This is a genomic window from Candidatus Bathyarchaeota archaeon (assembly GCA_018396705.1).
In the GTDB taxonomy this organism is placed as follows: domain Archaea; phylum Thermoproteota; class Bathyarchaeia; order Bathyarchaeales; family Bathycorpusculaceae; genus DRVP01.
Genome location: JAGTQZ010000002.1, coordinates 138,136 through 162,227, shown reverse-complemented (window position 1 = coordinate 162,227; position 24,092 = coordinate 138,136). Strand labels below are relative to the sequence as shown.

Annotated in this window: 26 protein-coding genes and 1 tRNA gene; 19 read left to right on the top strand and 8 right to left on the bottom strand. The window is 41.3% G+C overall.

Annotated elements, in window-relative coordinates:
* Nucleotides 1-136: 136 nt before the first annotated feature.
* The 7 genes from KEJ24_01635 (at nucleotide 137) to KEJ24_01605 (ending at nucleotide 4,406) form a co-directional block, all read left to right on the top strand.
* A complete protein-coding gene (locus tag KEJ24_01635) occupies nucleotides 137-673 on the top strand; it encodes a class I SAM-dependent methyltransferase (protein ID MBS7646527.1) in 537 nt (178 codons plus the stop codon).
* A gap of 187 nt (nucleotides 674-860) precedes the next feature.
* Entirely contained in the window at nucleotides 861-1,043 is a 183-nt protein-coding gene (locus tag KEJ24_01630; GenBank protein ID MBS7646526.1) for a hypothetical protein, read from the top strand.
* Nucleotides 1,044-1,126: 83 nt separating this feature from the next.
* Nucleotides 1,127-1,423 carry a transcriptional regulator gene (locus KEJ24_01625; GenBank protein ID MBS7646525.1) on the top strand — a complete coding sequence of 99 codons (297 nt, stop codon included), beginning with the start codon at nucleotides 1,127-1,129 and terminating at the stop codon, nucleotides 1,421-1,423.
* Between the two features lie 362 nt (nucleotides 1,424-1,785).
* The gene (locus KEJ24_01620) at nucleotides 1,786-2,079 is read left to right on the top strand and encodes a hypothetical protein (protein ID MBS7646524.1); all 294 of its coding nucleotides are present in this window, start codon (nucleotides 1,786-1,788) and stop codon (nucleotides 2,077-2,079) included.
* Nucleotides 2,080-2,082: 3 nt separating this feature from the next.
* Nucleotides 2,083-2,856 (top strand): MinD/ParA family protein, encoded by a 774-nt coding sequence (locus tag KEJ24_01615; GenBank protein MBS7646523.1) that lies wholly within the window; start codon nucleotides 2,083-2,085, stop codon nucleotides 2,854-2,856.
* A 175-nt stretch (nucleotides 2,857-3,031) separates the two neighbouring features.
* Nucleotides 3,032-3,238: a hypothetical protein gene (locus tag KEJ24_01610; GenBank protein MBS7646522.1), complete on the top strand. Its 207-nt coding sequence runs from the start codon at nucleotides 3,032-3,034 to the stop codon at nucleotides 3,236-3,238.
* A 517-nt stretch (nucleotides 3,239-3,755) separates the two neighbouring features.
* Nucleotides 3,756-4,406, top strand: a complete 651-nt coding sequence (locus KEJ24_01605) for a molybdenum cofactor guanylyltransferase (GenBank protein ID MBS7646521.1) — start codon at nucleotides 3,756-3,758, stop codon at nucleotides 4,404-4,406.
* On the opposite strand, the gene KEJ24_01600 is transcribed toward KEJ24_01605, so the two are convergent.
* From KEJ24_01600 to KEJ24_01580, 5 genes are all read right to left on the bottom strand, one after another.
* A complete protein-coding gene (locus tag KEJ24_01600) occupies nucleotides 4,398-4,901 on the bottom strand; it encodes an aminotransferase class III-fold pyridoxal phosphate-dependent enzyme (protein ID MBS7646520.1) in 504 nt (167 codons plus the stop codon). The genes KEJ24_01605 and KEJ24_01600 overlap by 9 nt on opposite strands.
* A complete protein-coding gene (locus KEJ24_01595) occupies nucleotides 4,846-5,676 on the bottom strand; it encodes an aminotransferase class III-fold pyridoxal phosphate-dependent enzyme (GenBank protein ID MBS7646519.1) in 831 nt (276 codons plus the stop codon). The genes KEJ24_01600 and KEJ24_01595 overlap by 56 nt, the downstream gene beginning before the upstream one ends.
* Before the next feature lie 417 nt (nucleotides 5,677-6,093).
* Nucleotides 6,094-6,360 carry a 50S ribosomal protein L35ae gene (locus KEJ24_01590; protein ID MBS7646518.1) on the bottom strand — a complete coding sequence of 89 codons (267 nt, stop codon included), beginning with the start codon at nucleotides 6,358-6,360 and terminating at the stop codon, nucleotides 6,094-6,096.
* 78 nt (nucleotides 6,361-6,438) lie between these two features.
* Nucleotides 6,439-6,861 carry a hypothetical protein gene (locus tag KEJ24_01585; GenBank protein ID MBS7646517.1) on the bottom strand — a complete coding sequence of 141 codons (423 nt, stop codon included), beginning with the start codon at nucleotides 6,859-6,861 and terminating at the stop codon, nucleotides 6,439-6,441.
* Nucleotides 6,862-6,924: 63 nt separating this feature from the next.
* Entirely contained in the window at nucleotides 6,925-9,168 is a 2,244-nt protein-coding gene (locus KEJ24_01580) for an AAA family ATPase (protein ID MBS7646516.1), read from the bottom strand.
* A 997-nt stretch (nucleotides 9,169-10,165) separates the two neighbouring features.
* Here KEJ24_01580 and KEJ24_01575 point away from each other — a divergent pair.
* The 11 genes from KEJ24_01575 (at nucleotide 10,166) to KEJ24_01525 (ending at nucleotide 19,630) form a co-directional block, all read left to right on the top strand.
* The gene (locus KEJ24_01575; protein ID MBS7646515.1) at nucleotides 10,166-10,372 is read left to right on the top strand and encodes a hypothetical protein; all 207 of its coding nucleotides are present in this window, start codon (nucleotides 10,166-10,168) and stop codon (nucleotides 10,370-10,372) included.
* Nucleotides 10,373-10,524: 152 nt separating this feature from the next.
* A complete protein-coding gene (locus tag KEJ24_01570; GenBank protein ID MBS7646514.1) occupies nucleotides 10,525-10,962 on the top strand; it encodes a secondary thiamine-phosphate synthase enzyme YjbQ in 438 nt (145 codons plus the stop codon).
* Nucleotides 10,963-11,570: 608 nt separating this feature from the next.
* Nucleotides 11,571-12,251, top strand: a complete 681-nt coding sequence (locus KEJ24_01565; GenBank protein MBS7646513.1) for a metal-dependent transcriptional regulator — start codon at nucleotides 11,571-11,573, stop codon at nucleotides 12,249-12,251.
* Nucleotides 12,244-12,540: a ferrous iron transport protein A gene (locus tag KEJ24_01560; protein ID MBS7646512.1), complete on the top strand. Its 297-nt coding sequence runs from the start codon at nucleotides 12,244-12,246 to the stop codon at nucleotides 12,538-12,540. The genes KEJ24_01565 and KEJ24_01560 overlap by 8 nt, the downstream gene beginning before the upstream one ends.
* On the top strand, nucleotides 12,533-14,482 hold the full coding sequence (feoB, locus tag KEJ24_01555; protein MBS7646511.1) for a ferrous iron transport protein B: 1,950 nt from the start codon (nucleotides 12,533-12,535) through the stop codon (nucleotides 14,480-14,482). Before KEJ24_01560 ends, feoB begins: the two co-directional genes overlap by 8 nt.
* A 147-nt stretch (nucleotides 14,483-14,629) precedes the next feature.
* Nucleotides 14,630-15,019, top strand: a complete 390-nt coding sequence (locus KEJ24_01550) for a hypothetical protein (protein MBS7646510.1) — start codon at nucleotides 14,630-14,632, stop codon at nucleotides 15,017-15,019.
* Nucleotides 15,020-15,026: 7 nt separating this feature from the next.
* A complete protein-coding gene (locus KEJ24_01545; GenBank protein MBS7646509.1) occupies nucleotides 15,027-15,479 on the top strand; it encodes a response regulator in 453 nt (150 codons plus the stop codon).
* Between the two features lie 138 nt (nucleotides 15,480-15,617).
* A complete protein-coding gene (locus tag KEJ24_01540) occupies nucleotides 15,618-17,087 on the top strand; it encodes a B12-binding domain-containing radical SAM protein (GenBank protein ID MBS7646508.1) in 1,470 nt (489 codons plus the stop codon).
* A gap of 60 nt (nucleotides 17,088-17,147) precedes the next feature.
* A tRNA-Asn gene (locus tag KEJ24_01535) sits at nucleotides 17,148-17,221 on the top strand.
* Between the two features lie 445 nt (nucleotides 17,222-17,666).
* Nucleotides 17,667-18,548, top strand: coding sequence for a cysteine synthase family protein (locus KEJ24_01530; protein MBS7646507.1), 882 nt, complete (start codon nucleotides 17,667-17,669; stop codon nucleotides 18,546-18,548).
* A 125-nt stretch (nucleotides 18,549-18,673) separates the two neighbouring features.
* Nucleotides 18,674-19,630 (top strand): metal-dependent hydrolase, encoded by a 957-nt coding sequence (locus KEJ24_01525; GenBank protein MBS7646506.1) that lies wholly within the window; start codon nucleotides 18,674-18,676, stop codon nucleotides 19,628-19,630.
* Nucleotides 19,631-19,823: 193 nt separating this feature from the next.
* On the opposite strand, the gene KEJ24_01520 is transcribed toward KEJ24_01525, so the two are convergent.
* Together KEJ24_01520 and KEJ24_01515 are read right to left on the bottom strand one after the other, a co-directional pair.
* On the bottom strand, nucleotides 19,824-20,135 hold the full coding sequence (locus tag KEJ24_01520) for a hypothetical protein (protein MBS7646505.1): 312 nt from the start codon (nucleotides 20,133-20,135) through the stop codon (nucleotides 19,824-19,826).
* Between the two features lie 133 nt (nucleotides 20,136-20,268).
* Nucleotides 20,269-20,733 (bottom strand): aspartate carbamoyltransferase regulatory subunit, encoded by a 465-nt coding sequence (locus KEJ24_01515; protein ID MBS7646504.1) that lies wholly within the window; start codon nucleotides 20,731-20,733, stop codon nucleotides 20,269-20,271.
* Between the two features lie 136 nt (nucleotides 20,734-20,869).
* Between KEJ24_01515 and pyrB the strand changes: the two genes are divergently transcribed.
* Nucleotides 20,870-21,790, top strand: coding sequence for an aspartate carbamoyltransferase (gene pyrB / locus KEJ24_01510; protein ID MBS7646503.1), 921 nt, complete (start codon nucleotides 20,870-20,872; stop codon nucleotides 21,788-21,790).
* Nucleotides 21,791-21,795: 5 nt separating this feature from the next.
* On the opposite strand, the gene KEJ24_01505 is transcribed toward pyrB, so the two are convergent.
* Nucleotides 21,796-23,985: an ArsR family transcriptional regulator gene (locus KEJ24_01505; GenBank protein ID MBS7646502.1), complete on the bottom strand. Its 2,190-nt coding sequence runs from the start codon at nucleotides 23,983-23,985 to the stop codon at nucleotides 21,796-21,798.
* Between the last annotated feature and the right edge of the window lie 107 nt (nucleotides 23,986-24,092).

Sequence of the window (24,092 nt, the reverse complement as noted above, 5' to 3'; positions counted from 1 at the left end):
TACTTAGATCACGTTTATAGGATTTGACCAGAACGATTCATGCATCATTTAATTCGCCGTCCGAGTAACTCTGAAATTTCATCCACTCTTGTCAACCTAATGCCTTCTCATCATCCGGCAATAAGGATAGGGAAAGTTGAAAAATAAAAAGTTTCATTTAATCCTTCTGGAAATGAGCCGCAACCTTGAGCCAGCTTTAGTTAGAAGACTTTTAGAGTTTCCATATCTTCCAAGCCCGCTCAGTGTGGTTGACGCAGCCTTGAACATGGTTGAAGTTAAACCAGGAGAAGTTTTCGCCGACCTTGGTTGTGGAGACGGAACGGTGCTTCTGCGTGCAGCTGAAAAATTTAAGACTTATTGCGTAGGCTTTGAAATCAATCCGAAACTAGCTATGCTTGCCCACTGGAAAGCAAAAAATTCCGGAGTAAACCATTTAATAGATATTGTTTGCGCGGACATTTTTGCCGTTGACATTTCAAGGTTAAACGTAATATACTTGTATCCTTTTCCCACAATTATCAGCAGATTATCCGAAAAAATCGCCACAGAATGCCAAAAAGGCACAAGAATACTAGTTCATGACTATCGGTTAGAAGGGCTAAACCCGGTTAAAAGCATCAAAATCTATGAAAAAAGCATTCACACCCACTTGATATACCTATACATCAAGTAACACAACAGTGGTCCCTCTTTTCCCAAAAACAGAGAAAATCATCCTTAACGGTCAACAGCAGACACAAAATTGTCTCTTTCTGGGTGTTTAGTAGATTACGGCAAATGTGGATTCTAAATCTATATTTTGGGTTCACAAGCTAGTTAAGTATGCTCGGCTTATTTTGTTCATGCTTGGAGGAAAATCCTTGAGGCATGAGTTTACACCCCAACAGAGAAAACATATAAAAGCTAAAATGGCTGAGGTTTTCAAAGAAAACCTTGCAGACCTATCGACAGAATTTCAAAAAATATTGCTAGATGATCTTGTCACAGCATTCCAAAATAGAATAAACGTGTTAAAACGTGTACAAGCGAAAAGGAGCTACTAATGGAAACTAAAGAGAAAAAAGACGTAGTTTCAATCCATAAAAGCTTTATATAAAATTTAGGAAAATATGGCAAAGAGGTTTGGATGATGAGACGGTCCAAGCTTGAAATGTACATTGACATCCTTAAGGTGTTGGCTCACCGGGGCCCGTTGAAGCTGACTCACATTATGTATAAAGCGAATGTAAACTGCAGTGTTTTAAAAGAGTACCTGGACTTTTTAATCAAACAAAACCTTGTTGAGGAGAGAACCGTCGGCAAAAGACGCGTTGTTTACGCCATAACCCCAAGAGGCGTAACAGTTCTTAAACATTTCAGAGAACTAAAACAGGTTTTGCCAATAATTGAAGAAGCCAGAAACAAGGCCCCTGTGCCCTACTAGCTGACACCTAACCGAAATTTTTCCTTATTGTGATAAATATTATTATCGTGCATCTTATTCGAATCCTTCTATTCTCGATATTTCTACGTTAGCTTTTGCGGTAGTTGTTAGTGTCGTTTGGAACGTTTCCAGCTAAAACTAATGTTCCATCTGGATTTTGGGTTTTAATTGGGTTTGAAGCTGTTCACATCAGTATAGATATTTCGTAAGACTTAATAAACACTTTTTCCCAATACAACGTGTACATCCGTAAAACAGAGGAAACAGCATTGTCCAGCTCAGACAAAGACGCATTTGGAGGAAAAAAGCCCCTTCAAATATTGGAAAAGATCAAAGAAAACCTTGAACGACTAAACGAAAAAATGGAAATTATGATCGAGCTTCAAAAACATGGAAAAAGAGAATTCGAACCGATAAGTCCAGAAGCCCCACTTGATGTCATGACGCTTCTTTCCATGCCTGATCATTTAAGGAAAACTGCCATGACTGTTTGCAGGCTTGGCCGCGCCACAGCCGACGAGGTTGCCCAGCAAACCCGTAGAGCAAGGGCTGTGGAAAGCGCCTACCTAAACCAGCTTGTTATTATGGGCTACCTGAAAAAGGAGCGAAAAGGGCGGAAGGCCTATTTCTACATAGACAGGGAAGGGCAGGGATGAGATATGGGCAAAATAGTGGCAGTTCACTCTTATAAGGGTGGAACTGGAAAAACTCTCCTTTCAATTAATTTGGCGGTATCCCTAGCCAAGCTTGGCAGAAAAGTCTGCCTCATGGATTTAGATTTTAGAGCACCGAGCCTCTCGACACTGCTAAATATAAAGGGAGCAGACTATTGGCTTAACGACTATCTCAACGGCCTATGCGAAATAGATAAGGTTTTGATAAATCTAAGTGAAAGGATCAACAATCAAGGCGAATTCTTCACGGGACTGGCTAACCCTTCCATCGAAGCCATTAGAGACATGTCATCAAAAGATAGGAAATGGGAAATGCGCGCCTTGGGAAGATTGCTCTCACTTAGAAACTCCGTTTTAAACGCTAAGGGTTTCGACTACATAGTTTTCGACACAAGTCCTGGACTACAATATTCATCAATAAATGCTATAGTTGCTGCAGACCTCGTAGTTGTGGCCACCACACTTGACAACTCCGATGTTGAAGGAACAAAACGCATGTTAAAGAACCTTTACGACCTTTTTGAAAAGAAAACAGAGCTCGTTTTGAACAAAGTCATGTATAACGATGCTCTAACCACTCGAAAAGATAAGCTTCAAGTAATGGTGAAAGAAACCTACGGGGTTCCTCTGTTGGGAGTTATACCCTGCTTCTGTGACATTTCGAGGGCTGAAGGCAAAATAATCTTTGTTCATGAAAAGCCAGAACATCCATTTACAAAGATTTTAGGAGACATGGCGGCCAAAATAGACAAATTTTAATCGCTTATCGGCAATTTGATATCGACGGCGTTTTGAGTCCTCTCCTGTGAATTTCAATATTTTTGGTTTTTAATCCAAAAACTAAACCATTTTATTTACAATGCCTAGAAACGGTTAGGAAGCTAGATGAGGAACTCCATGTTAAACTTATTGAGGGAAAAAGCGTCGAAAAATCTTGGAAAACCTTGCAAGACAGTTCATTGAAGCTGGAATAGTTAAAGTTTTCCAGATAGAAAAACTTGATAAAAACAAATACAAGTGTGTTATTGATGGATGTCTCTTTGCTCAGCCCACTCATAGCCTGCTAAAACCTGAGGATGTAACGTGTCCCTTAGCTATGGTAGCTATGGCTGCCTACGAGAAAACTTCTGGCAAAAAGTAAAATTTAACCACTCAAAATATTATCACCGAACAGAAACGATTATAGAGTCCCTTTAAATTTTTAACTTTTGTAGACCATTAAATTCCTTAAAAATCTCTTACATCCATTTTTAACTCATGTATACGGTATAGAAATGTGGCCTTGACGGCCCTTGCCTGGGTTTATCCTTTGTCTGGATCGGTCTAAGCTGGATTGCAGTTGAAACTATGGCTTTCCAATAGAGCTTATATCGCCCTTGGAGTGGGGATAATCCTAATAGGATTAAACATTGCCAAAGTTGGACTTAAACTGAAGCTAAGTAAAATCGGCTTGTTAATTTAAGTAGCTGCCCTTATTTTCGGCGGAATGGCCATAGTTGGTTTCTAGCTTCCCCTTTGGCAATCAATCCTTCTGCTGATTGGCCTGTTCATAATTGTAGAGGTAGCGTCAGCCATGGCAAAATCCCGATAAAGGCGGTAAGCTTATAGAAGCGTTAGCTGTCAGTATACCTCAATAAATTACGAGGATAGTTTCAAGTTTGGATAAGTCGGCGGTAATATTGGCTGGAGGATTTTCCAAATGGTTAGGCTCTGACAAGGGACTGATAATGTTGGCCGGAAAACCCCTTGTTGATTACGTACTGAATGCGGTTGACGATGTTGTAGATGAAAAGATTGTTGTTGTAAGTTCTAAGGCTCAAGCGAAAAAATTCTCTGAAGCTCTGAAATCAGATGCAAAAATTATTGTCGACAAAAGTGAAATACAAAGTCCCTTGACAGGAGCATCAGCGGGGTTCAGTGAAACTTGCGGAAGGTATGCGCTTCTGCTTCCATGTGACATCCCACTGGTTTTAAAAGAAACTTTGACATTACTCCTTGAAATATGCATAAATAAAAGCGCGGTTGTTCCACGATGGCCTGATGGCCATATCGAACCGCTACATGCAGCATATCACATTAAACTAGCATTGGATGCAGCGGAAAAAACCTTAAACGCTGGGAAACTTGACATGCACTCTATGATTGAAAACCTTAATGGAATACGCTATATTTCAACTCTTGTTCTTCAGCAATTTGACCCTGAACTTAAAACATTTTTCAACGTTAACACTTTGGTAGACCTAAAAAGGGCCGAACAGTTCTTGAAAAGTAGAGAAATCATTGAGCGACAGCGACGAAAATCACTTTAAAGCTTTGGCAAAACTTTCCGTTTCGGAAAAGAGCTTTTCAATGTCTTCTTTCATATGTGCTGTGCATAACGCGCCATAATGGCCTGGAAGGAAGAATACGCCGTTTACCAGCAGTCTTGAATGATACTCTAGAAGCTTTTTCATGTCAGCTCTTAGGACAGCATTAGGATTCTTGACTTCATCTTTGGTGAAATAGACAGAAAACAAAGAGCCTGTTCCGGTGACTTGCACGTCTATGTTATTAGCTTTGAAAATGTCTGCTGTTTGCTGTCTTATTTTGTCTCCGAGACGATTTAACTCGTTTATTAGATGTCCATCTTCGAGAATTTTGAGAGTTGTTAAACCCGCCGTCATGGTTATGGGGTTTGCTGTGAAAGTTCCGCCGTGAAACGAGTAATGGGGTCTCTGATAACGGGTATGGTCAATCCTTTCCATAATTTCAACCGGGCCGCAAAAGGCGCCTACTGGAAAGCCCCCGCCTAAAATTTTTTCCAAGAACTGTTAGGTCTGGTCTGACGCCAAAATATTGTTGGACACCTCCGGGAGCCAAACGAAAGCCTGTAATCACTTCATCAACAATTAACAGTATCCCATGTTGGTCGCAGAATTCTCTCAACTCCCTCAAGAATTCCTTTTCCACTGGAATTGCTCCTCCAGCTCCTAAAACAGGCTCTATGATTACGGCGGCAACTTTATCCTCTACGCCTTTTAGTCGCTCTTTAACTCCTTCGATATCGTTAAAGGGCAGGACTAGCGTGTCATCTAAGGCTCCTAGTGTTAAACCAGCGGATTCAGGCAAATCGTATGGGGGCTTTACCGCCTTGTGGAGTGCATCGTAGCCCCCGTGCCATCCACCTTCAAATTTGGCAATCTTCACGCGCCCAGTATATGCTCTGGCAAGGCGAACCGCATACATGTTCGCTTCTGTTCCAGAGTTTGTGAAACGCACCATTTCAGCGCTGGGCATCATTTTGGTGACCTGCTCTGCAAGGGCTATTTCCAGCTCATGAGCAGTGCCATAATGAATTCCTTTCTCAAGCTGCTCCCTAACCGCCTTAATAACGGCCGGCGGACTGTGCCCTAAGATGTGAGTTGTATGTCCAAGCCAAAAATCAACGTATTCATTTCCGTCGACATCGTAAAGTTTACCCCCCTTAGCTCTAGCCACGTAAAATGGATAGGGGTCAAAATGCCTTATCGCATAGGAGACACCTGCCGGCAGAACCTTCCTGGCCCGTTCGTATAGAATTCTAGATTTTGGAGTTTTCAAGATATAATCTTCAAACGTGCCCCTGCCCTCCAAACTCTAGCTTAATGCTTGCAACCATTTATTAAAGTAGTTTCCTTTACAACCTAAGCGGCGATAGCATGATAAGACTTTAATGTAAAGCTATTTTCGCATTTTTGGTAACAGCTTTTAAGGAAAACAGCTTATAAAACAAAACTTTTTAATCATTTTTTAATATTTCCATTTTAATTCTTCAAAAATTGAATCAATAAAATCAAATTTGGAGTGGAAATCTTCCATGTCCTGCCATTTTTACATAAAAACTGTTTATTTTAAATTTTTTTCAAAAATCTAATTACATCAAAGTGTTCACGGGAAAGGCATAGTTAACGTAAAAGATTTTATGCATATAAAAACGGGAAGTGTCAGACGGTTTAGCCAGCCTTTTAAAATTCAGTTTTACCCAACCAGTTCAACGGTTGTTCCTAAGGCTTGCCCGGGCAAACCTTTTCTGAATCTAGCTCTTACAAGCCCTTTTTTGCCGTGTAGTCCTATGATTTTGCCTACTATTTTGTTCTTGTCGTTTTTCCATGCTATTTTGCGTCCGATTAGTCTGCTGGCTTCGGAAACTGAATTAATGTGTGGAAATTGGATGATGCATTCTTTTGACCTTTGTGTTTTTGGTCCTACTCTGTAGTTGATGATTATACCTTGAACCTGCGACATAGGTACTCGCCTCTCTATTTTATTTTGAAAATTCAAGGAAAGGGAATTTTATCTGTTTCGTTTGTTCGAACGCCTCAATTATCCTATTTTAAAGTTTCCCCTATCTCTTTTTAGGATTCTAACTTTTTCTGGAAGCTTTCCGTTATTCCAGTCTTTCCAGCTTATCTCCTTAAAAATCCATTTTTTACCGAGATGGGCGGCGACCACAGCATGCTTAAATTGATTATCCAACGGAATGAGCTCTTCAAGAAACCTAAAGAGCTTCTCTATTTGCTGCCTTGGGAAATACGCGTAGTAGCCAGCGTTTTTAACTTCGAAGGCGTAGACATGGTTGCCTTTTCTTGCAACCACGTCTGGCAGCGGACTTAAACTCGGGTTGCTCACCGGTATTCGTACTGCGTTATAGCCGTTTTTCTGTAACAATTTTACGAGGACATTTTCGCTGTAAAACCCTCTTTTTCGCCATTTTCGAATGGCATCTTTATCTATTTCCTTAGCCATCTATAGTGCACTGACTTTAAGATTTTAGGTGCAAAGTTAAAGCTGTTTCGTGTTTTAAATCTTTTAAATTTTTGGTTTTCGATGTGTTTGAATCGGAACCTTGATTGTGGCTTCTTCCACGAGGCATTCCTTCAAATAATCGTCCAGCGTGGCTGCCGGCGTAACCTCAATTTTGTAGTCTCTAGGATCTATAGAGTGCTCGTAATTCTTTCTCGGAATAACTACCTTCTTGAATCCCCATGCCTCCGCGGCTCTAATTTTCTCGTGTACCCCACCAACCGCTGTCACAAGTATGGAATCACCTACACCTAGGTTTATTTCGCCAGTAACAGCCACATCTTGCCTTATGGGTTTACCCTCAATAAGTGAGCATAGCAGTATTGCCATTGTTACGCCAGCTGATGGACCGTCTACACCGTAGGATTGGGCAAAGTCTATATGTGTCAGATAGTCTTGAGCTATGTCTATACCGTATTTTTGGAGGATTACGCTGCGGACTTTGGCTATACTGTCCGCTATGAAGCTTTGTCCTTTGGCTACACCGGTTACCTTGTAATAACCCTTAATGGGATAGTCTCTTGGAAGTTCACTTCGCTTAACCATAGTGGCCTTTACGCAAAGGACACTACCTGTCATCTCGCCGCTGTATGGATCTCGAACAACAGCCAAACCATATATTTGCCCAAGCTTGACGCCCTCAGGTTTTATTTCAAGAAGCTTTCCTCTCTCATTAATTTCATGTTCCAAGATCTGCCTCTGAATGGTTTTACAGTGATTTTCTATGGCTTCACGAACATGCCGCCGCTCAACAATCTTGCAGCCTTCGTTCATGGCCAGAGTTGCAGCAGTTTTAATTATGGAAATTAACGGTCTAAAACGAGTGGTCAAGGCATCTTTCTTGTTGCTGCGCCTTCGCCCCTCCTCAATTATTTCTTCACAAGCCTCGCGGCTGAAGTGTATCAAGTTGAAGCGCTTAACTTCTTGGGCGATGAACTGCACGTATTTACGTCTGTTCTCCACAGTGTTGGGCATATCATTGTTCATTCTCACAACTTTGCCGTAACCATAAATCCTATCCATCAAAGCTGGATGGATCTGGTGTATGCTGTCAAAGTTTCCAGCGCCAACAAGAAATGTTATGGCCGGGACAGGTTCCGTGGAAACTGCCATGGCCGCCGTGTCTCCCCCGTGCCACCGTCCCCTAAGGGTTATTGGCAACTGTCCGTCCTCAAGTACCGTGAGAAGCGTTATGGCTTCTTCGGGGTCAAGGTTCTTTATCTCATCAATATACAATATGCCAAGCGATGCTCTGTGAACGTCTCCAGCTGTAACTCGCTGATGCTCCGGTGTGCCTAGCCCGCCGGTTTGATAGGGGTCCCAAGCTATTGAACCAAAGAGTTGCGCGCTCCTGTGGCCTGTTGCGTCAACGAAAGGTGCACGTCCAGAACTGTTGTCCACTATAAGTTTTGGTATGTCGCTTTGTTGTGCTCCTCCGATACCTTTTAATGTTCCCACGCCGCCAATCCTGGAGAACCACCAAATAAAAACTCCGAAGAAAATTAGGCTACCGCCTGGAATGAATGTTAGAGGAACAAAGCTGATGAGTCTTTCTATGAAATAGCTTGTAAAGTTATGATCATAATATTCTTGAAGAGGCTCATTTGCGTATATGGGATTTGCGTTCCAGGTCTGCCAAGCCTGATACATGAAGTAGAAGCCTAAACACATCAAAAACAAACCCATAAGAATGAGGAATATTTGTAACGCTTTCAATCCCACTTTTGTAACAAATTTCCTTTTAAGCTCCTTAAGTTGCTCCCTTTGAAGAATTTTCTTTCCTTCTCCAGCTCCATGAATTGAAATTCTAGGCTGACTTGGCAGTAGAGGGTTTTTCCAACATAGAACGTCAAAAAGCTTTATGCCTTTTTCCCGATAAATCTGAGTCAGTTTTTCAGCTAATGCTCTTCCAATAAGCGACTTGCCGGTTCCAGGGTCTCCCAAAAGTAGAAGGTATGGTCCGGGGCTTATGATGGTTTTAGCTGAAGGTTTAGGCTTGTCTGGGCTACTCCAACTTTCATACCATTTTGTTTTCTCTAACCATTTAAGCTTATGAACCCACTCGTCTAGGCAGAGAAAACATTCTTTGAGAGCTTGATCCTGTCCAATAACCCAATTTATTAAGTTGTCATCCACTGGGAAGCCTTCAGTGCTTTTGAAGGTTCCCCAATTCCATTTCACTTTAACTTTTTTGCCGTTAACTGTACGTTCTAGGACTTCTACTCCATTTCCGAAATAGTCAACAGACAAGCATTAACACCCTTTATACTCTTTCTCCTTCAGTTCTTCCTTCGTCCCTCACGTGCCAATGCTCTTGCGACTAATTATAGGGTTATTTCAGAAACCGCAATATAGAAGAAACGGAAAAACAATAAGTCTAGTTTCGATGACCGAAAAACCCATTTTTTAATAAAAAGTTTGAAAAAAGGTTCATTCAACTAGAAAAATCAAAAAATGCGTCGAAGGCTTATGGAAGAAGTTGACAACGTTTACAGGCTGTTTGCAATAGAAAAGCGTAAGATGGAAAACCTCTTAAAAAGGCTGAAACGCCAAAAGAAGCCCTTAAAATGACTTTCGGTTCAGCCTTCAGAGGTGAGGCATGGACTTGATTGGTGCTTCCTAAAGAAACCGACAAAAATCTCCATACCAAACCGAAAGGGTGCATATTCGAAGAAACTTCGAGTCATTAGGAAGCATTTGTCCACTAAAAACGAGTGGCTTCAAGAATGCCAGAATGTAAGTCACCACCAACAGTCTGGAATAGCTAGAGACAATTAGATGAGAGAACATACGAGAGAAAGTGTATAGAACACTGGTTGATGCTTTTGTATACACGCCAAAATCATTTTGTTGTCTGTCAAGGCTTCACCACCTTTTTAGCAGTCAAAAATGAATGCATAAAAAGGCTTTTTTCATACCTATCTTCCGTGAATGTTGCAAGTTATCTTCTCTAGTGTAGGCTAAACAGTTAATATTTTTAAGTTCTCTGGATTTTTATTTTACTTTTTGGTGATCTTGGTTATTTTGGTATTACTTTAAAGTTAAACGTGTCACCAGCTTTCAGAGAGCAGAGGTTGTATACAAAAGCATCAACAAAACTCACAGTTTTTGTCTTCAGAGAGAAAATTTATGCAGTTTTAACGTTTATTCAAGCTTATGAAAACTAGAGAGGTTATTCGGGAGTTTGTTGCATGGATATAATCAAAGAGTGATTCTTAGAACCCTTTAAGTGGGAGGGTTCGGACGATTGCTGAACTTTATTAACTGGCTTTCAAACGTTTTTAAATGTATAGAAAAGGGCGAAATCTTCTGCGTGGCTGCTGAAGTGGCTGGGCCATTCGATAGCCACTCAGAAATAATAAGAGGAATAGCCGTCAAGAAGGGCTTTAGAAACATTGATATTGGCACTGAAATGATGAAAATGCTAGAACAGCATGCGAGAAAAATAGCTTAAAATTTTTAGTGCTATCTGTTTTCGCCAACAACATGCTTGCCATAAAACTTTACAAGAAAATGGGTTTGTGGAAACTGGAAGGGTTAATTCCAAAAGATTTTTCAAAGATGACGCCTACATAGACGAAATCATAATGGCAAAAGTGCTTGAAAATGGTGGTGAAAAATTTGGCTGGCTTTAAGGTTTACAATACCGCTTACACTTTTTCCACAAAAGGCGAAATAGAATTTGTAGACCTAACCGATAAGGTTCAAGAAGTGGTTTCACGCTCAGGCATAAAAAACGGCATAGTCCACGTTTTCGCTCCTCATGCAACTGGAATTCTCATTCTAACTGAAAGCGAGTATGGCCTACTAAATGATATCAAAGCGTTACTTGAAAAAGTAGTCCCAAAAAATGTCAGTTATATGCACCCTTCAAATGCTCATTCTCACTTAAGGTCTGTTCTATTACCCCCAGACAAGACCTTACCGGTCATAAACGGTAGAATAGAGTTTGGGACTTGGCAGTCTCTCTTGTTTGTGGAAACAGACGTGCACCCAAGAAGAAGAACAGTGATAATTCAAGTGATAGGTGAAGCCGATGAATAAACGTAGATGACAACCATATAGCGCATAACCCTACGTTTACTGGCAAGGATTCCCTTTTTCGTATCCAAGCAAAGTTGCGGTATACAAAAGCATCATCAAGATAACATGTTATTTGAATAAAATCAAAACGTGAAGCTGAATTTTCAGTGATTAGCGGAAATGGAAGATCGTGAAACACCATCGAAATACGGAGAACTCTCTGCTCCGACTTAAGCTTCGTGACAAATTTATGTTCTAAAACGAGCCATTTTTCAAGAATTTAATAAATTTTCCGTGCAGCTTTTTAATTTATATTTTATCTTTTCAATGTTTTTGTATAAATTCTAATATTTCGTTATTTTTACGCACATGGAGCGCGGGACTTTCTTCTGAGGACCTTTAAGAGTTTCCATAAATGATCTCGTTTTGGCTCGAGGAACATTTTAGGCGAATATCGGAACATGTTAAAAAGTCCCGCAATTTTGGCGCGACAATGTGTATTGGGAATATTTTCGGTGCATTTATCTCATGTATATTTAAGTTTCGTTTATTTTCGATTTTCCGAAAGGTTTATAGGAGATTGATTGCAAATTACGAGTGCTCGTAAATTATTAGAAGGTTGCGCATACTTGACAACGCAAGAATTGTCCCATGAAGCTGAAGAGTATATAGAAGCCATCTATAAACTTCAAAAAAGAAGAGGGGTTGCCAGAACAAAGGAGTTGGCATATGAACTAAACGTTGTTCCGGGATCCATTACCAACACTATCGCGCATCTTGAGAGGCATGGCTTGGTGGAACACAAGCCCTATAAAGGTGTGAGATTGACTGTTGAAGGCGAGAAGTTGGCATTAAGCATTATTAGGCGGCATAGGCTTGCAGAAAGACTATTAACCGATATTTTGGAGGCTGATTGGAGTTATGTGCATGAAACTGCTTGTATGCTTGAACATGTCTTGACGGAAGATGTGCTAAACCTTCTAGAGAAACGTCTCGGTTATCCAAAGTTTTGCCCTCATGGAAATCCTATACCAGCAGAGAATGGCGAAATAAACGATGTGGAATGTTATCCACTGACTTCGATGGCGGTGGACAAGACATGCATTGTTGTAAAGCTTGTTGATGAAAGGAAGGAAACTCTCCTTTCGTTGTCAAGTAAAGGGATTAAACCAAACGTTCCAGTCCACATTGTCAAATTTGAAGATGACAATCTTGTACTATGTGTAGCTGGAAAAGAGCATGTTGTAAATCGCAGAGAAGCTGATGGCATATGGGTCAAAGCCGTGGAGATGAAAGAAGCTGATGTTTAGGAAGAAATTCCATGGTCCTGAAGCTTCTGGAGACGAAGGAGAGCTTTGTGTTCTATCCGATTTAGCTGAGGGTGAAAGAGGTGTTGTGGTTAAAGCCTTAGGAGGCTTCGGTCTAGTTAGAAGACTTGCTGAGATGGGGCTCACCCCGGGCGTTGAAGTTAAGCTAGTTAAGAAGGGGCTGTTCGGCGGGCCTGTCGAAGTTGAAGTTAGAGGTGTAATGCTTGCCCTTGGACATGGTGTAGCTGCAAAGGTGCTGGTTAAACCGGTTAAGGATGAACCACATGACTAGGCAGTTGCGTGTAGCGCTTGCTGGGAATGCCAACGTAGGCAAAAGCGTCATCTTTAACCAGCTTACAGGCTTAAACCAGATTGTAGGAAACTGGCCCGGCAAAACCGTGGAAAGAGCTGAGGGAACCCTACACTTTAAAGGGTACACCATACGCGTCATTGATTTGCCAGGCACATATTCATTATCCGCCTTTTCTATCGAAGAGATTGTTTCACGTGAATACATTGCTGTTGAACGGCCGGATGTTATAATAAATGTTGTTGACGCTTCAGCTTTGGAGCGCAACCTCTATTTGACACTCCAGCTTCTGGAGCTTGAGGCCCCTGTTGTCATGGCATTAAATCAAGTGGACTTTGCGGCCAAAAAAGGCATTCGCATAGACACGGAAAAACTTTCAGGTATGCTTGGAATCCCTGTAGTTCCTACAGTAGCGATAACTGGAAGCGGTATAAACGAGCTTTTAACAACGGTCGTTGCGGTGGCAAGTGGAGATAAAAGGCTTAAACCATTGAAACTTCAGTTTGGAGCGGAAATCGAGGAAAAAGTACAAAAAATCCAAAAATTTGTCGAAAAGAACCTTTCGCAACTTTGCACAGTTTATCCTGCAAGGTGGATTTCTATAAAACTCTTAGAGAGAGATGAGGATATAACGGGAAAACTTAAAAATTATGAAGGCGGAGCGGAAGTTCTAGAGTATGCAGAAAAACTAGCTGCAGAACTGGAAAAAATGCATGGCGAACCCTCGCCGGTGGTGTTAGCTTCTGAGAGATACTCCATCGCAAGCAAAATAGCCAGAGAAGTAACTATCACAGAAACGCCGCCCAGAGTGAAGCTTGAGCAAAGGCTTGACGCTATCACAACTCACAAAATACTAGGATACCCGATTTTGATAGGCGTTGTTTTGGCCATGCTCTCGCTCATTTTTGTTGGCGGAAGCCTTTTTTCAAGCTTCTTAGAATCTCTGCTTAACAACATTGTTACATGTATTGGGGATGCCCTAATCTTTCTACCTCAAGCCATGGTAAAACTGATTGCCGATGGAATTCTTGGCGGAATAATAGCTGGAATTACAGTGGCTTTACCGTACATTATACCCTTCTACATAATTCTTGCCCTACTAGAGGACAGCGGTTACCTGCCAAGAGCCGCCTTTCTCATGGACAACTTGATGCACAAGATGGGTTTACATGGAAAAGCCTTCATACCACTTATTCTCGGATATGGCTGCAGCGTTCCAGCCTGCATAGGCTGCAGAATCATGGAAACAGAACGAGAGCGTCTATTAGCCGCCTTTACCGTCACGTTGGTTCCATGCGCTGCTAGAACAGTAGTTATTTTGGGACTTGTCGGGAGGTATGTGGGCTTACATGCGGCTCTAGCACTTTATATCTTTGATCTACTGCTTGTTTTTATTCTAGGAAGAATGGCCTTCAAAATTTTACCGGGAGAGCCTGTAGGTTTAATAATGGAAATGCCACCTTACAAGAGACCAACCCTAAAAGTTGTTTTAACCAAAACTTGGAGTAGAGCGAAGGACTTTGTATACATAGCCTTCCCAATAATAATTGTTGGAAGCTTAGCTATAACCGCTTTAAACCTCATAGGCATCGTAGGCTACTTTACAACTGTAGTTAAGCCTATTATAAACGGTTGGCTCGGCCTTCCAGACGTTGCAAGCGTCCCGCTGATCTTTGGTATCCTACGGAAGGAGTTGACTTTAATCCTGCTTTCAGAGCTTATCCCCCTTGAAACACTTTCAGCAACACAAATGATTGTCTTCGCTATTATTACAACGATTTACATCCCATGCATAGCAACGATCGCTGCGCTTCTAAAAGAGTTTGGCTGGAAAAAAGCCATAGCAATAACCATCGCAGATGTGATTGCCGCCCTTTTAATTGGCGGGCTTACTTACCGAATTCTCTCACTGTTCATGACCTAAAATATTCTTTGAAAATTTTGATTAAACAAACGAATTCTAAGTTCAAATTATCAATCAATAAAGTTTTTGACAAGCGAATAAAAAGTTCAACATAAAACATGCCAGAAATCCCACGGAGGGATGTTATAATCAAACATGGTGAGATCTTTGGAAGAATTTGATGAAGTCTTGGTGAGGGTCATTGATGAGGTGCTGCGGTACTCGCTTGGAGATAGAACTGTGGAAATTTTTTATGATTATTTGAGAAAGAGGGGTTTTACCTTGCTAAATGTTCCACGAGATCCAGACTTCTTTTTTAGAGAATTAAGGAAAATTTTAGAGTTTGAAGGTCCTAGAATGCGTTTTGGCCAAGTTTCTGGCACCGGAGTTGTCTCAATATTGGAGAGAGCAATTATAGAGGTATTATGCAAAAGGTTTGGTTTAGAATTTAACGAGAAAGGGCCAATAGTATTCTCTGAATGGGTTGAAAAAATTAGAGAGGTGTATGTTATGCGGTTTTCAAAGTTAAGATTAAATGCTCATGAAGGACGGAGGTGAAATAGTTATGGAAGAGGCAAACATCCTAATAGTGGACGACGACGAAGACATACGAAGAACTATGCGGCTAATCCTTGAAAGTGAGGGCTACAATGTTGACGAGGCAGTGTCTGGAAGAGAGGCTATTGTGAAGACAAAAGCAAAAGTCTATGATGTCGCCCTTTTAGACATAGTTCTTCCAGATATGCTTGGGACGCAACTACTAAGAGAGCTAAATGATATAACGCCGAAGACGATAAAGATAATGGTGACGGGATATCCCAATCTCGAAAACGCTGTGGATGCCCTGAATTATGGTGCAGACGCATATCTAATAAAACCAGTAAATTTTGAGAAGTTGATCACTGTCGTGAAGGAGAAACTTGAAAAACAAAGAGAAGAGGAAGCGCTTACAATGGAGAGAATAGCCAATTTTGTAGAAGCTAGGACTAGAAAGCTGCTTGAACAGGAGATAGAATAGCCGATTGAGGTAACCCCCCAATTTATTTTACAGTATTCCTTGTCATCAGCTTTTTCTCTATAGCGAAAAATATATCAAAATTTAAGTGTTTTAAATTTCAATAACACTTGCCTGTGGCGTTTGGAGAAGGTGCACCACATGGCTGAGGTATTGTTGACCGCTGACCGTACTTTAATGAGCGATTACCATCATAACGAGTTTATAGGCTTTGGAACATGTGCCCCTCCAAATGTCATACCAGATTGGCTTTACAGCTTCCTTTTTTTCCCACCGATAAAAACTATGAAGGGTATTCCCGTTGCTGCTCCCTATGGGTTAAGAAAGATTGAGGCCCAACTATTAAGCGATGGTTTCAATGTCTTAACCGTCGATCCAGACCATGTCAAGAGATACTTGGATGACGCAAAAGTTTTAGGTATACATGTTATGGACCCCTTCGGACTGGGCCCAGCATCCAGCACCTTTGCCTCGATTCTAAAAAAAGAACCTTTCCTTGCCCAATATTTTAGACGTTTGTTAGAAAAGCAGGAAATTAAGAGGGCTAAAAGACGCGGTTTAAAAATTATCGTTGGCGGTTCCGGTGTTTGGCAGTTCCGCTACAGGGAAAAATTCGTTGAGGAGCATGGTATCGACTGTGTAATTGAGGGCGAAGCTGAAAAAGTCATAGGAAAAATTGTTCGAGCAGCCATCAATGGCGAAAAACTGCCGAGATATTATGAGGTAAGCGTTGAAGAAACACCAAAGCTTGAGGAAATTCCAAACATTTTGAATCCATCCATTAACGGCTTAGTGGAAATTGGACGAGGTTGCTGTAGAGGATGCAGATTCTGTAGCGTAACTCTCCGCCCACTGAGGTGGTACCCCATCGAAAAAATACTAAAAGAAATAGACGTAAATATGAGGAACGGATATACGTACACGGTTTGCCTCCATGCTGAAGACGTTATGCTTTACGGTTCAAAAAACACCACACCTGACGATGACAAACTAATCGAGCTTCACAAAGCTGTTGTAAAAAAATGTGAGGGTTTGAGTTGGAGCCACTGCTCCCTCGCTACAGTAACCCTAAAACCACAACTTTTCCAAAAAGTTGCAGAAATCATACTGCAAAAACAACCATGGTGGGGCGTCGAAATAGGCATTGAAACAGGCTCACCGGAGCTTGCCAAAAAAATCATGCCTGCAAAAGCACATCCCTTCAAACCCGAAGAATGGCCTGACGTTGTCCGCACTGGAATGGGTTTAATGCACGACAACAACCTAATACCCGCGTGCACCTTAATAGTGGGAGTGCCTGAAGAAACCGAAAATGACTTAATAAAAACCATAGAGCTTGTGGAAGACCTTAAACACATTAGAAGCTTAATTGTTCCCCTATTCTTTGTTCCAATGGGCAAACTAAAAAACGAACAATGGTTTAAAGAAACTAAGATGACGAAACTCCACCAAGAACTGCTAATAAAGTGCTTAAAACACGATTTCCGCTGGATAGATGACCTTATAAGCCGATCCTTCGCCGGAAAATGGTACGCAAAACCTCTCAGAGCTCTATACACAATGTTCGTAAAAATAATCGAACACAAAGCCAGAAAAGCCGGAATCACATAACATATAGAATAAACTTAAATACAACGTTAAAACTCAAACCTCTAGAAGATAGTAACGTGAGCCGCCGTAGCTCAGACTGGTAGAGCGGCTGGCTGTTAACCAGTCGGTCGTCGGTTCAAGTCCGACCGGCGGCGCTTTTACTGAACCTACGAACCGCCCAGAACCCACGGTTCCGAGACCTCCCTTACTCTTCAATTTTGCACTCGCCACCAACTGCCAAAATTGATAGCTCCTCTAGATTTTCCGCGCAGAAAATGGACGCTGCTGGAAAGCCATTTTCGCCCCCCCTCTAGATCTCCATCAGAGCCTATGCGGGTTCGTAATATTTAATCTTGAAAAGAAGAGAGAAAAAGAAGAAGAGTAAAGCATATACACCTGCACACATAAAAGCTACTGCTCCCCGCCATTAGCTTGTAATCAGAGAGATGCTTAGGTCAACCTTGTTCCATGACATTTGGCTTGTTATAGAAAAACTCAGAAAACTGAAAGTAAAAGACGTAATACAGTCGTTAATTGACAGGCATTGCGATGAGTTTATAGCGCAGAGTGTTAAATTTTGGTCAAGGTCGTGTAGGTGTCATGCGGACGGTTAATCACATTTTTGAGTTGGTCGGCAATACTCCGATGGTTAGGATTAATCGAATGAATCCTAATCCGAACGTGGAGATTTACGCGAAGTTGGAGTGGTTTAACCCGACTGGTTCTTTGAAAGATAGAATTGCCCTTAAGATGATCGAGAGGGCGGAGAAGGATGGAAAACTAACTCATGACAAGACAATCTTGGAGGCTACTTCGGGAAATACTGGAATAAGCATTGCATGGGCAGCTGCTCTTAAGGGCTACAAGTGTACGATTGTAATGCCTAAATCGGTTTCCGTAGAACGAAGAAAAATTCTAAGGGCGCTTGGAGCAAAACTTGTTTTTGCTTCAACAGAGGCTGAAGCTGTTGCAAAAGCGAAGGAGATGGCTAAAAACCCGAAATATTTTATGACAAACCAATTCGCCAACGATGGAAACTGGATGGCACATTATGAAAATACAGGCGAAGAGATCTGGAAGCAGAGTGAAGGTAGAATAACCCATTTCGTTGCAGGTATAGGAACTTCCGGGACAATTATGGGAGTGACTAGAAAACTTAAAGAATACAATAAAGCAATAAAAATAATCGGCGTTCAGCCTTCACAACCCAACAGTAAACAACAAGGTCTGTTGAACCCTCAAGAACTTCGGCCTGAAATTTTTAACCCTGAAGAAATCGACGAGGTTATTCTGGTAGACGATGCAGACGCTTTAAAAACAGCTAAAGATCTTCTCACTAAAGAGGGGCTTCTAGCTGGGATATCATCAGGGGCGGTTATGTATGGCGCCATGAAAAAGGCAAGAGAGATAAACAAGGGGTTTATAGTAGCGTTGTTTGCAGATCATTGCTTCAAATACTTAAGCACAGAGCTATTCCGCTAGAATTACGATGGGCTTTTAAGAATTATATTCCTCCATTTTATTTTCGCTTTATTCATACTTTTTAGCTGATGTGACAAAGCTTTTAAAGAAAAAGCTTCATAGCAATTTTATCGGAGGAATGTTTGTTGGGGAGAAAGGTAAGCAAAACTACAGTTATTGCTCTCTTTGTCATAGTTTCCGTGGCGCTATTTGCGACAGCCTTCTATCATAGCGGTTTCGCTGCAACACTTGATATCAAACACTATGAGAGACGTGTGCGAATTCGATGGCTTGGCCTTGGAGTAGTTGAGCTTTCCACTCCAGATTATAAGAAAATTGTCTACATTGATGCGCTTATAATCAACAATTGGGGGTTTGCTGGTTTTAATATTCCAGTTCCTACGGAATATTCTAGCATGGAGAATTGGGTTAATTATATCAAGGGTAAGAGTCCATCGGTTGTGATATTTACGATAACCCACAATCACGGCGATCATGTTGGCAATTTATTGGACTGTGTTGGTAACTTAACAAAGGATAATAATAACATAAAGGTGGCGGTTGTTGCGCAGTATGAGCTTGCCACATTATACTTGGGACCGAAGCTTGAGGAGAGAGGCGTAAACCCTTCAGAGGTTATTGTTACTGGAGGAATGGGTATAAATATTGGCGGCACCACCGTGGTGGATGGAGTAAGTATAACAGCTACACGGGCAGTTCATTCTTCAGCGGAAATAGGTGCAGCAGGAACACCTATGGGTTATGTAATTCAAATAAATGATGTGACCATCTATGCATCTGGAGATACGGACATTTTCGAGGAAATGAAATTTATAGGCGACTTTTATAAGCCCGATCTAGCTTTTGTGTGCATTGGAGATACATTTACTATGGGTCCAAAAGTTGCAGCAGTTGCCACCAAATACATAAATCCGGATAGTGTTATTCCCTACCATTATGGATTATCACCGCCACTTCTAGGTCCAGAAGCGGCTGAAACGTTTAAGAATGAACTTTGGAAATTATCCCATAAAATCAAAGTTGTCATCATCAGGCCGGGAGATACCTTCAATTATACTGTAAAAAACGTTAGTGCTACATAAAAACCCCATATTTTTTAACATTCAATTTCAACATAAGTTTTCCTTAACATGCTTATGTAATCCGAAAAACCTACCGTCTTCTTTAAGTTCTATTTCCACCTCAAGATATGTCCGCACGGGAAAAGAGGCATTCTGAGAAGATGGATCTCAAAATATAATCCACAATTCTTGCTAAAAGTCCAAAATGTAGATTTTAGGGTCCATGAAGCTTTTTGTATATAGCTGTGATTTTCGTTTGGGCATCAGCGGGCGCAGGTGTGCCTTTAACTATTGGACGTTTTTGTATATGCCTATACCCGCAGTCACATTCAAAGCCAACTATTTTTCCACCCTTCGTTATTTTCTTCCATTTTAATGAAGGGCAGCCAGCACTCTGTTTATGGATTTTCCATAGTACCTGTACTTCTTCTAGGGTTAAAGGCGCATAATGTTTTGCCAGTGCAAAGTACCACACGGTATATCCTAGAAAGGCAGCCCAAACGGTGGCGGTTAATACTTCTATCATGTTATTTCACCTCTTTTTCACGTGTACACTTGTTCTACACATATTCAATATGTCCTTTTTCAGACATATTCATCTTGAAAAATATTACGTATTACGATATAAGCATTACCTAAGAAACCGAATACTTTCCTCATTAAAACTGTTTAAGAATGTCGCTTTTGTCCATTATGTAGCCGCAGTAATGACACTTCAGAACCAGCGGCTCCTCGTTTTTAACATAAAACTTGGATTTGACTGGCTCATTGCTGTTGCTGACACATGCGGGATTTGCACACTTCACTATGCCCTCGATTATGTTGGGCAACTTAACCCTCTGTTTTTCAACGACCTTATAATCACGGATAATGTTAATGGTGGCATGAGGAGCCAAGAGGGCAATCTTGTGAACTTCGTTTGGGTTAAGCTCTCTTCCCTCAATTTTCACTATATCTTTAATTTTGAACCGTTTACTTGGCACGTTAATGGCAACTGTGATTATGCGTTTTTCCTTACCAGTTATCCCCAAAATCTTAATCACATCCAACGCATGTCCACCAGTAATATGATCGATAACTGTTCCATCTTTAATTTTTGAAACGTAAAGCATTGTCTCACTCATTATTGTCGCCTTCACAAGGCTATAATTGGCTCTAAAATAAAAGGTTTTAACTTCACGTTCCTTGACTTTTTCAGCTACAAACTTAAAATGAAAAGCTATTTAAGCTTAGCCAAGAGCTTCTGTTTAGGGTGTAAAATTGGACTTTGTAGGAAGAGACATAATATCCATCCGCGACTTTTCAAGAGAGGAAATCGACTACATACTGGATACAGCTAAAACTATGGAGCCAATAGCTCAAAAAGGTTCAGACATGCTTAAGGGGAAAATCCTTGCCACGTTGTTTTTTGAGCCCAGCACCCGCACACGTTTAAGCTTTGAAGCAGCCATGCATAAGCTTGGAGGGTCAACCATAGGCTTCGCAGAAGCCGAAATCGCCTCAGTCAGGAAAGGCGAAAACTTGGCTGACACCGTTCGCACTGTGGAGAATTATGTTGACGTAATAGCAATAAGACATCCACTTGAAGGCGCGGCAAGGCTAGCCGCAGAGTTCGCAAAAGTGCCGATAATTAACGGTGGAAGCGGCGCCGAAGAGCATCCAACCCAAGCCTTACTTGACTTGTACACTATTTTAAAGGAGAAAGGCACCATAGACGGTTTAAAAATAGCTTTGGTAGGTGACTTAAGGTATGGTAGAACAGCGCATTCTTTGGCTTACGCTCTCTCCAATTACAAGATTGAATTATATCTCATATCGCCTGAAGCCCTAAAAATGCGACGGGAAGTCCTTGAAGAGATAAGCGGCCGAATTTCAGTAACTGAGGAAACGGACATATCAAAGGTTATTCCAGATCTGGATGTCTTATATGTGACAAGAATACAGAAGGAACGTTTCCCGGACCCGGCAGAATATGTCAAAGTCAAAGGCTCCTACCGAATTGACTTAGAACTTCTTAAAAAAGCTAAGAAAAACCTGATAATTTTGCATCCGTTACCGCGTGTTGATGAAATAGCTCCGGAAGTTGACAACACACCCCACGCTTGTTATTTCCGGCAAGTCTGGAACGGCATAGTGACACGAATGGCGCTGCTTGCATTAATCCTTGGAGCAGTAAAATAGACTACCTAACACATGTAACGGGTTAGATGAGCTAGTGTGCTAACCGAGCCGCAAGTTGGGCATTTGTGAAGTAGACCGAACATGGTTTCACAACATTTATTGCAATAAGTTAAGTTGCGACTATAAGTGAAGAACGCCATTTGGTAATTTTCAACAAACTTTTGAGTTAAGGCTAAAAGCGTTTCAGCCGTTTGTTCAGTTTCACCAAGATCTATAACAGTGAGGTTTCCGCCAACCAACGGTGAATAAAGCTCTTTTCCAGCGGCTAAAGTTTTTAACATATCACTCGGGTTTTGTATATTTACTTTTGTGAAAGCTGAGTAATGGGGTTTTTCCCGTGAACCGTGAAAGCGAACTTTTGCAGCGCCAAAACGTTCGATATCCAGCCTTGCCAGTCTAATGTGAGCTTCCTCGAAAGGCACAAAGGAAGCCATTAGACGCTTGTTCCGCTCATATTCCCTTTTTTGGAGAAACTCTGAAATGTGTTGCACGGTTTGAACGGCAAATTTCAAGGAATCTTCATCTTCGTAAACATTCTTCCCACTAAAAACTTCAGCCGTCTCTTCTAAACCAACAAGGTTCACTACGTGTGCAGAGTTTTCAAGCCTAAAATACTCGTCACCATCAACAGCTTTTAACAGAAAAGATAGGAAACCTTTACCATTTCGCTTCAGAGCTTTAAGTTTTATTTCTAGTGCTCGTGCAGCCATTTCCAACCGAGAATCTAAAAGTTCGAAAAACCTGCTTTCATTTTCACCACATTCATAGACTATGCGCGGTAAATTAACCGTTACAACTCCTAAAATTCCAGTGCGGACGGTGTCAATTTCCCAGTCATCTTTTGGGTTTGCTCTAAGCCTGAAGCCGGAAGGAGAAAAAACAGAATGCTTTCCTTCCTCCCCTGAATTATTTGCAAAATAGGGCAAACCTCTAGCTGCAGCTAAGTTGTGGGCGGCAAACAGTATTTTGGACGCACTGTAGTCCTTAAAGTTTTCAGGACGCAGTTTCACCACAACCCTTGGATTCAAGAGAGGCCTCTTCACACTTTCTTCAGTCAAAACCTCAAGTGTAAGAAGCGCTAAAAGTCTGCACTCGTCCATGAAATCTCCATAATTACCAGTCCATGCAGAGTTACTAATGACAGGATTTTCTGCCAGAAAGTCTGGAACAGTAAGCTCTAAATTCAAAGAAGCATCGATGTGCTGGCTTAAATTGAGCATGAAAAGCTTCAAAGCTTCCTTAGCTTGGTCTGGTTTTAAATTCCTCAAGAAAGGTGCAAGGAACACGTTGAAATACTCGAGAGTCTGCGTCCCACCAACCTCTTTTGCCACGTGCAAAAGCATGTTGAATGTTAAGTTTAGAGCAGATTCCAGAGTTTTAGGCGTAGTTTTAGTGAAAAATATTGCACCGGCATTTTCAAGGAAGAACCTTAAGTCGTGGATTACCTCGCTTGGCTTCAGGATCCAGTGGCTTAAATAGTTGATATGTATTTCTCCCGAAAGATGGGCGTCTGCAACGTCCCTTGGCAGCACGTTCAAAAGCGTGTATTCCTCAAAAACGTTTTCTCCAAATTTTTCGCATAAAGAAGAGGCATTTTGAAAATTTTTGCCTTTAGACAACATGTGAGCTACGTCATGCACTGGAAGCCCCAAACGAGTGAGCTTGTGACGGTAGTCTTCTAAGCCTTTTTCTACAAGGATTCCGTTAACAACCTCCCTTATCAACGGTGTCGTCAAATACCTTGTTTTGGCTTTCAAAAGTCGTTTTTCAGCTTCTTTTGCAACTTTTTTAGCTTGCTCCACCGGCATGTTTGCTTCTTTCACAAGAGCCTCGACAATCCTGTTAATATCAAACTCTTCAAGAGTGTACCGCGAAGTTCGAACCAAAAGCTTTTGAGGCTTTAGACCTTTCTTCTCAATTTCATCAGCAACCTCAAGCACCATCTTACCCAAATCAGTTAGGCGATACTTTTTAGACTCCACATCAACCTCAACTAAATCAGCCTTAAGCAAGAACTTCAAGTGATAAGCAAAACGCCCAGCATCCCGACTTGGACTCATCTTCAAAAGACCCATCAACTCTGTATAAGAAAGCTCACCCTTGTCAAAGAGAGAATTTAAAATTTGAAGACGAACAGCTGAAGAAACAGCTTTCAAAACACGAATTCCCCGCAAACGCTGATGCTGACTAGACACTACTCACCAACTCCTTTCCTACAAACAAATAACTACTAGCCAGACAAGAGTTTAAAAGTTATAAAACACCTTTATTAAACCTAACTACAAACAAACCACAAAGGCAT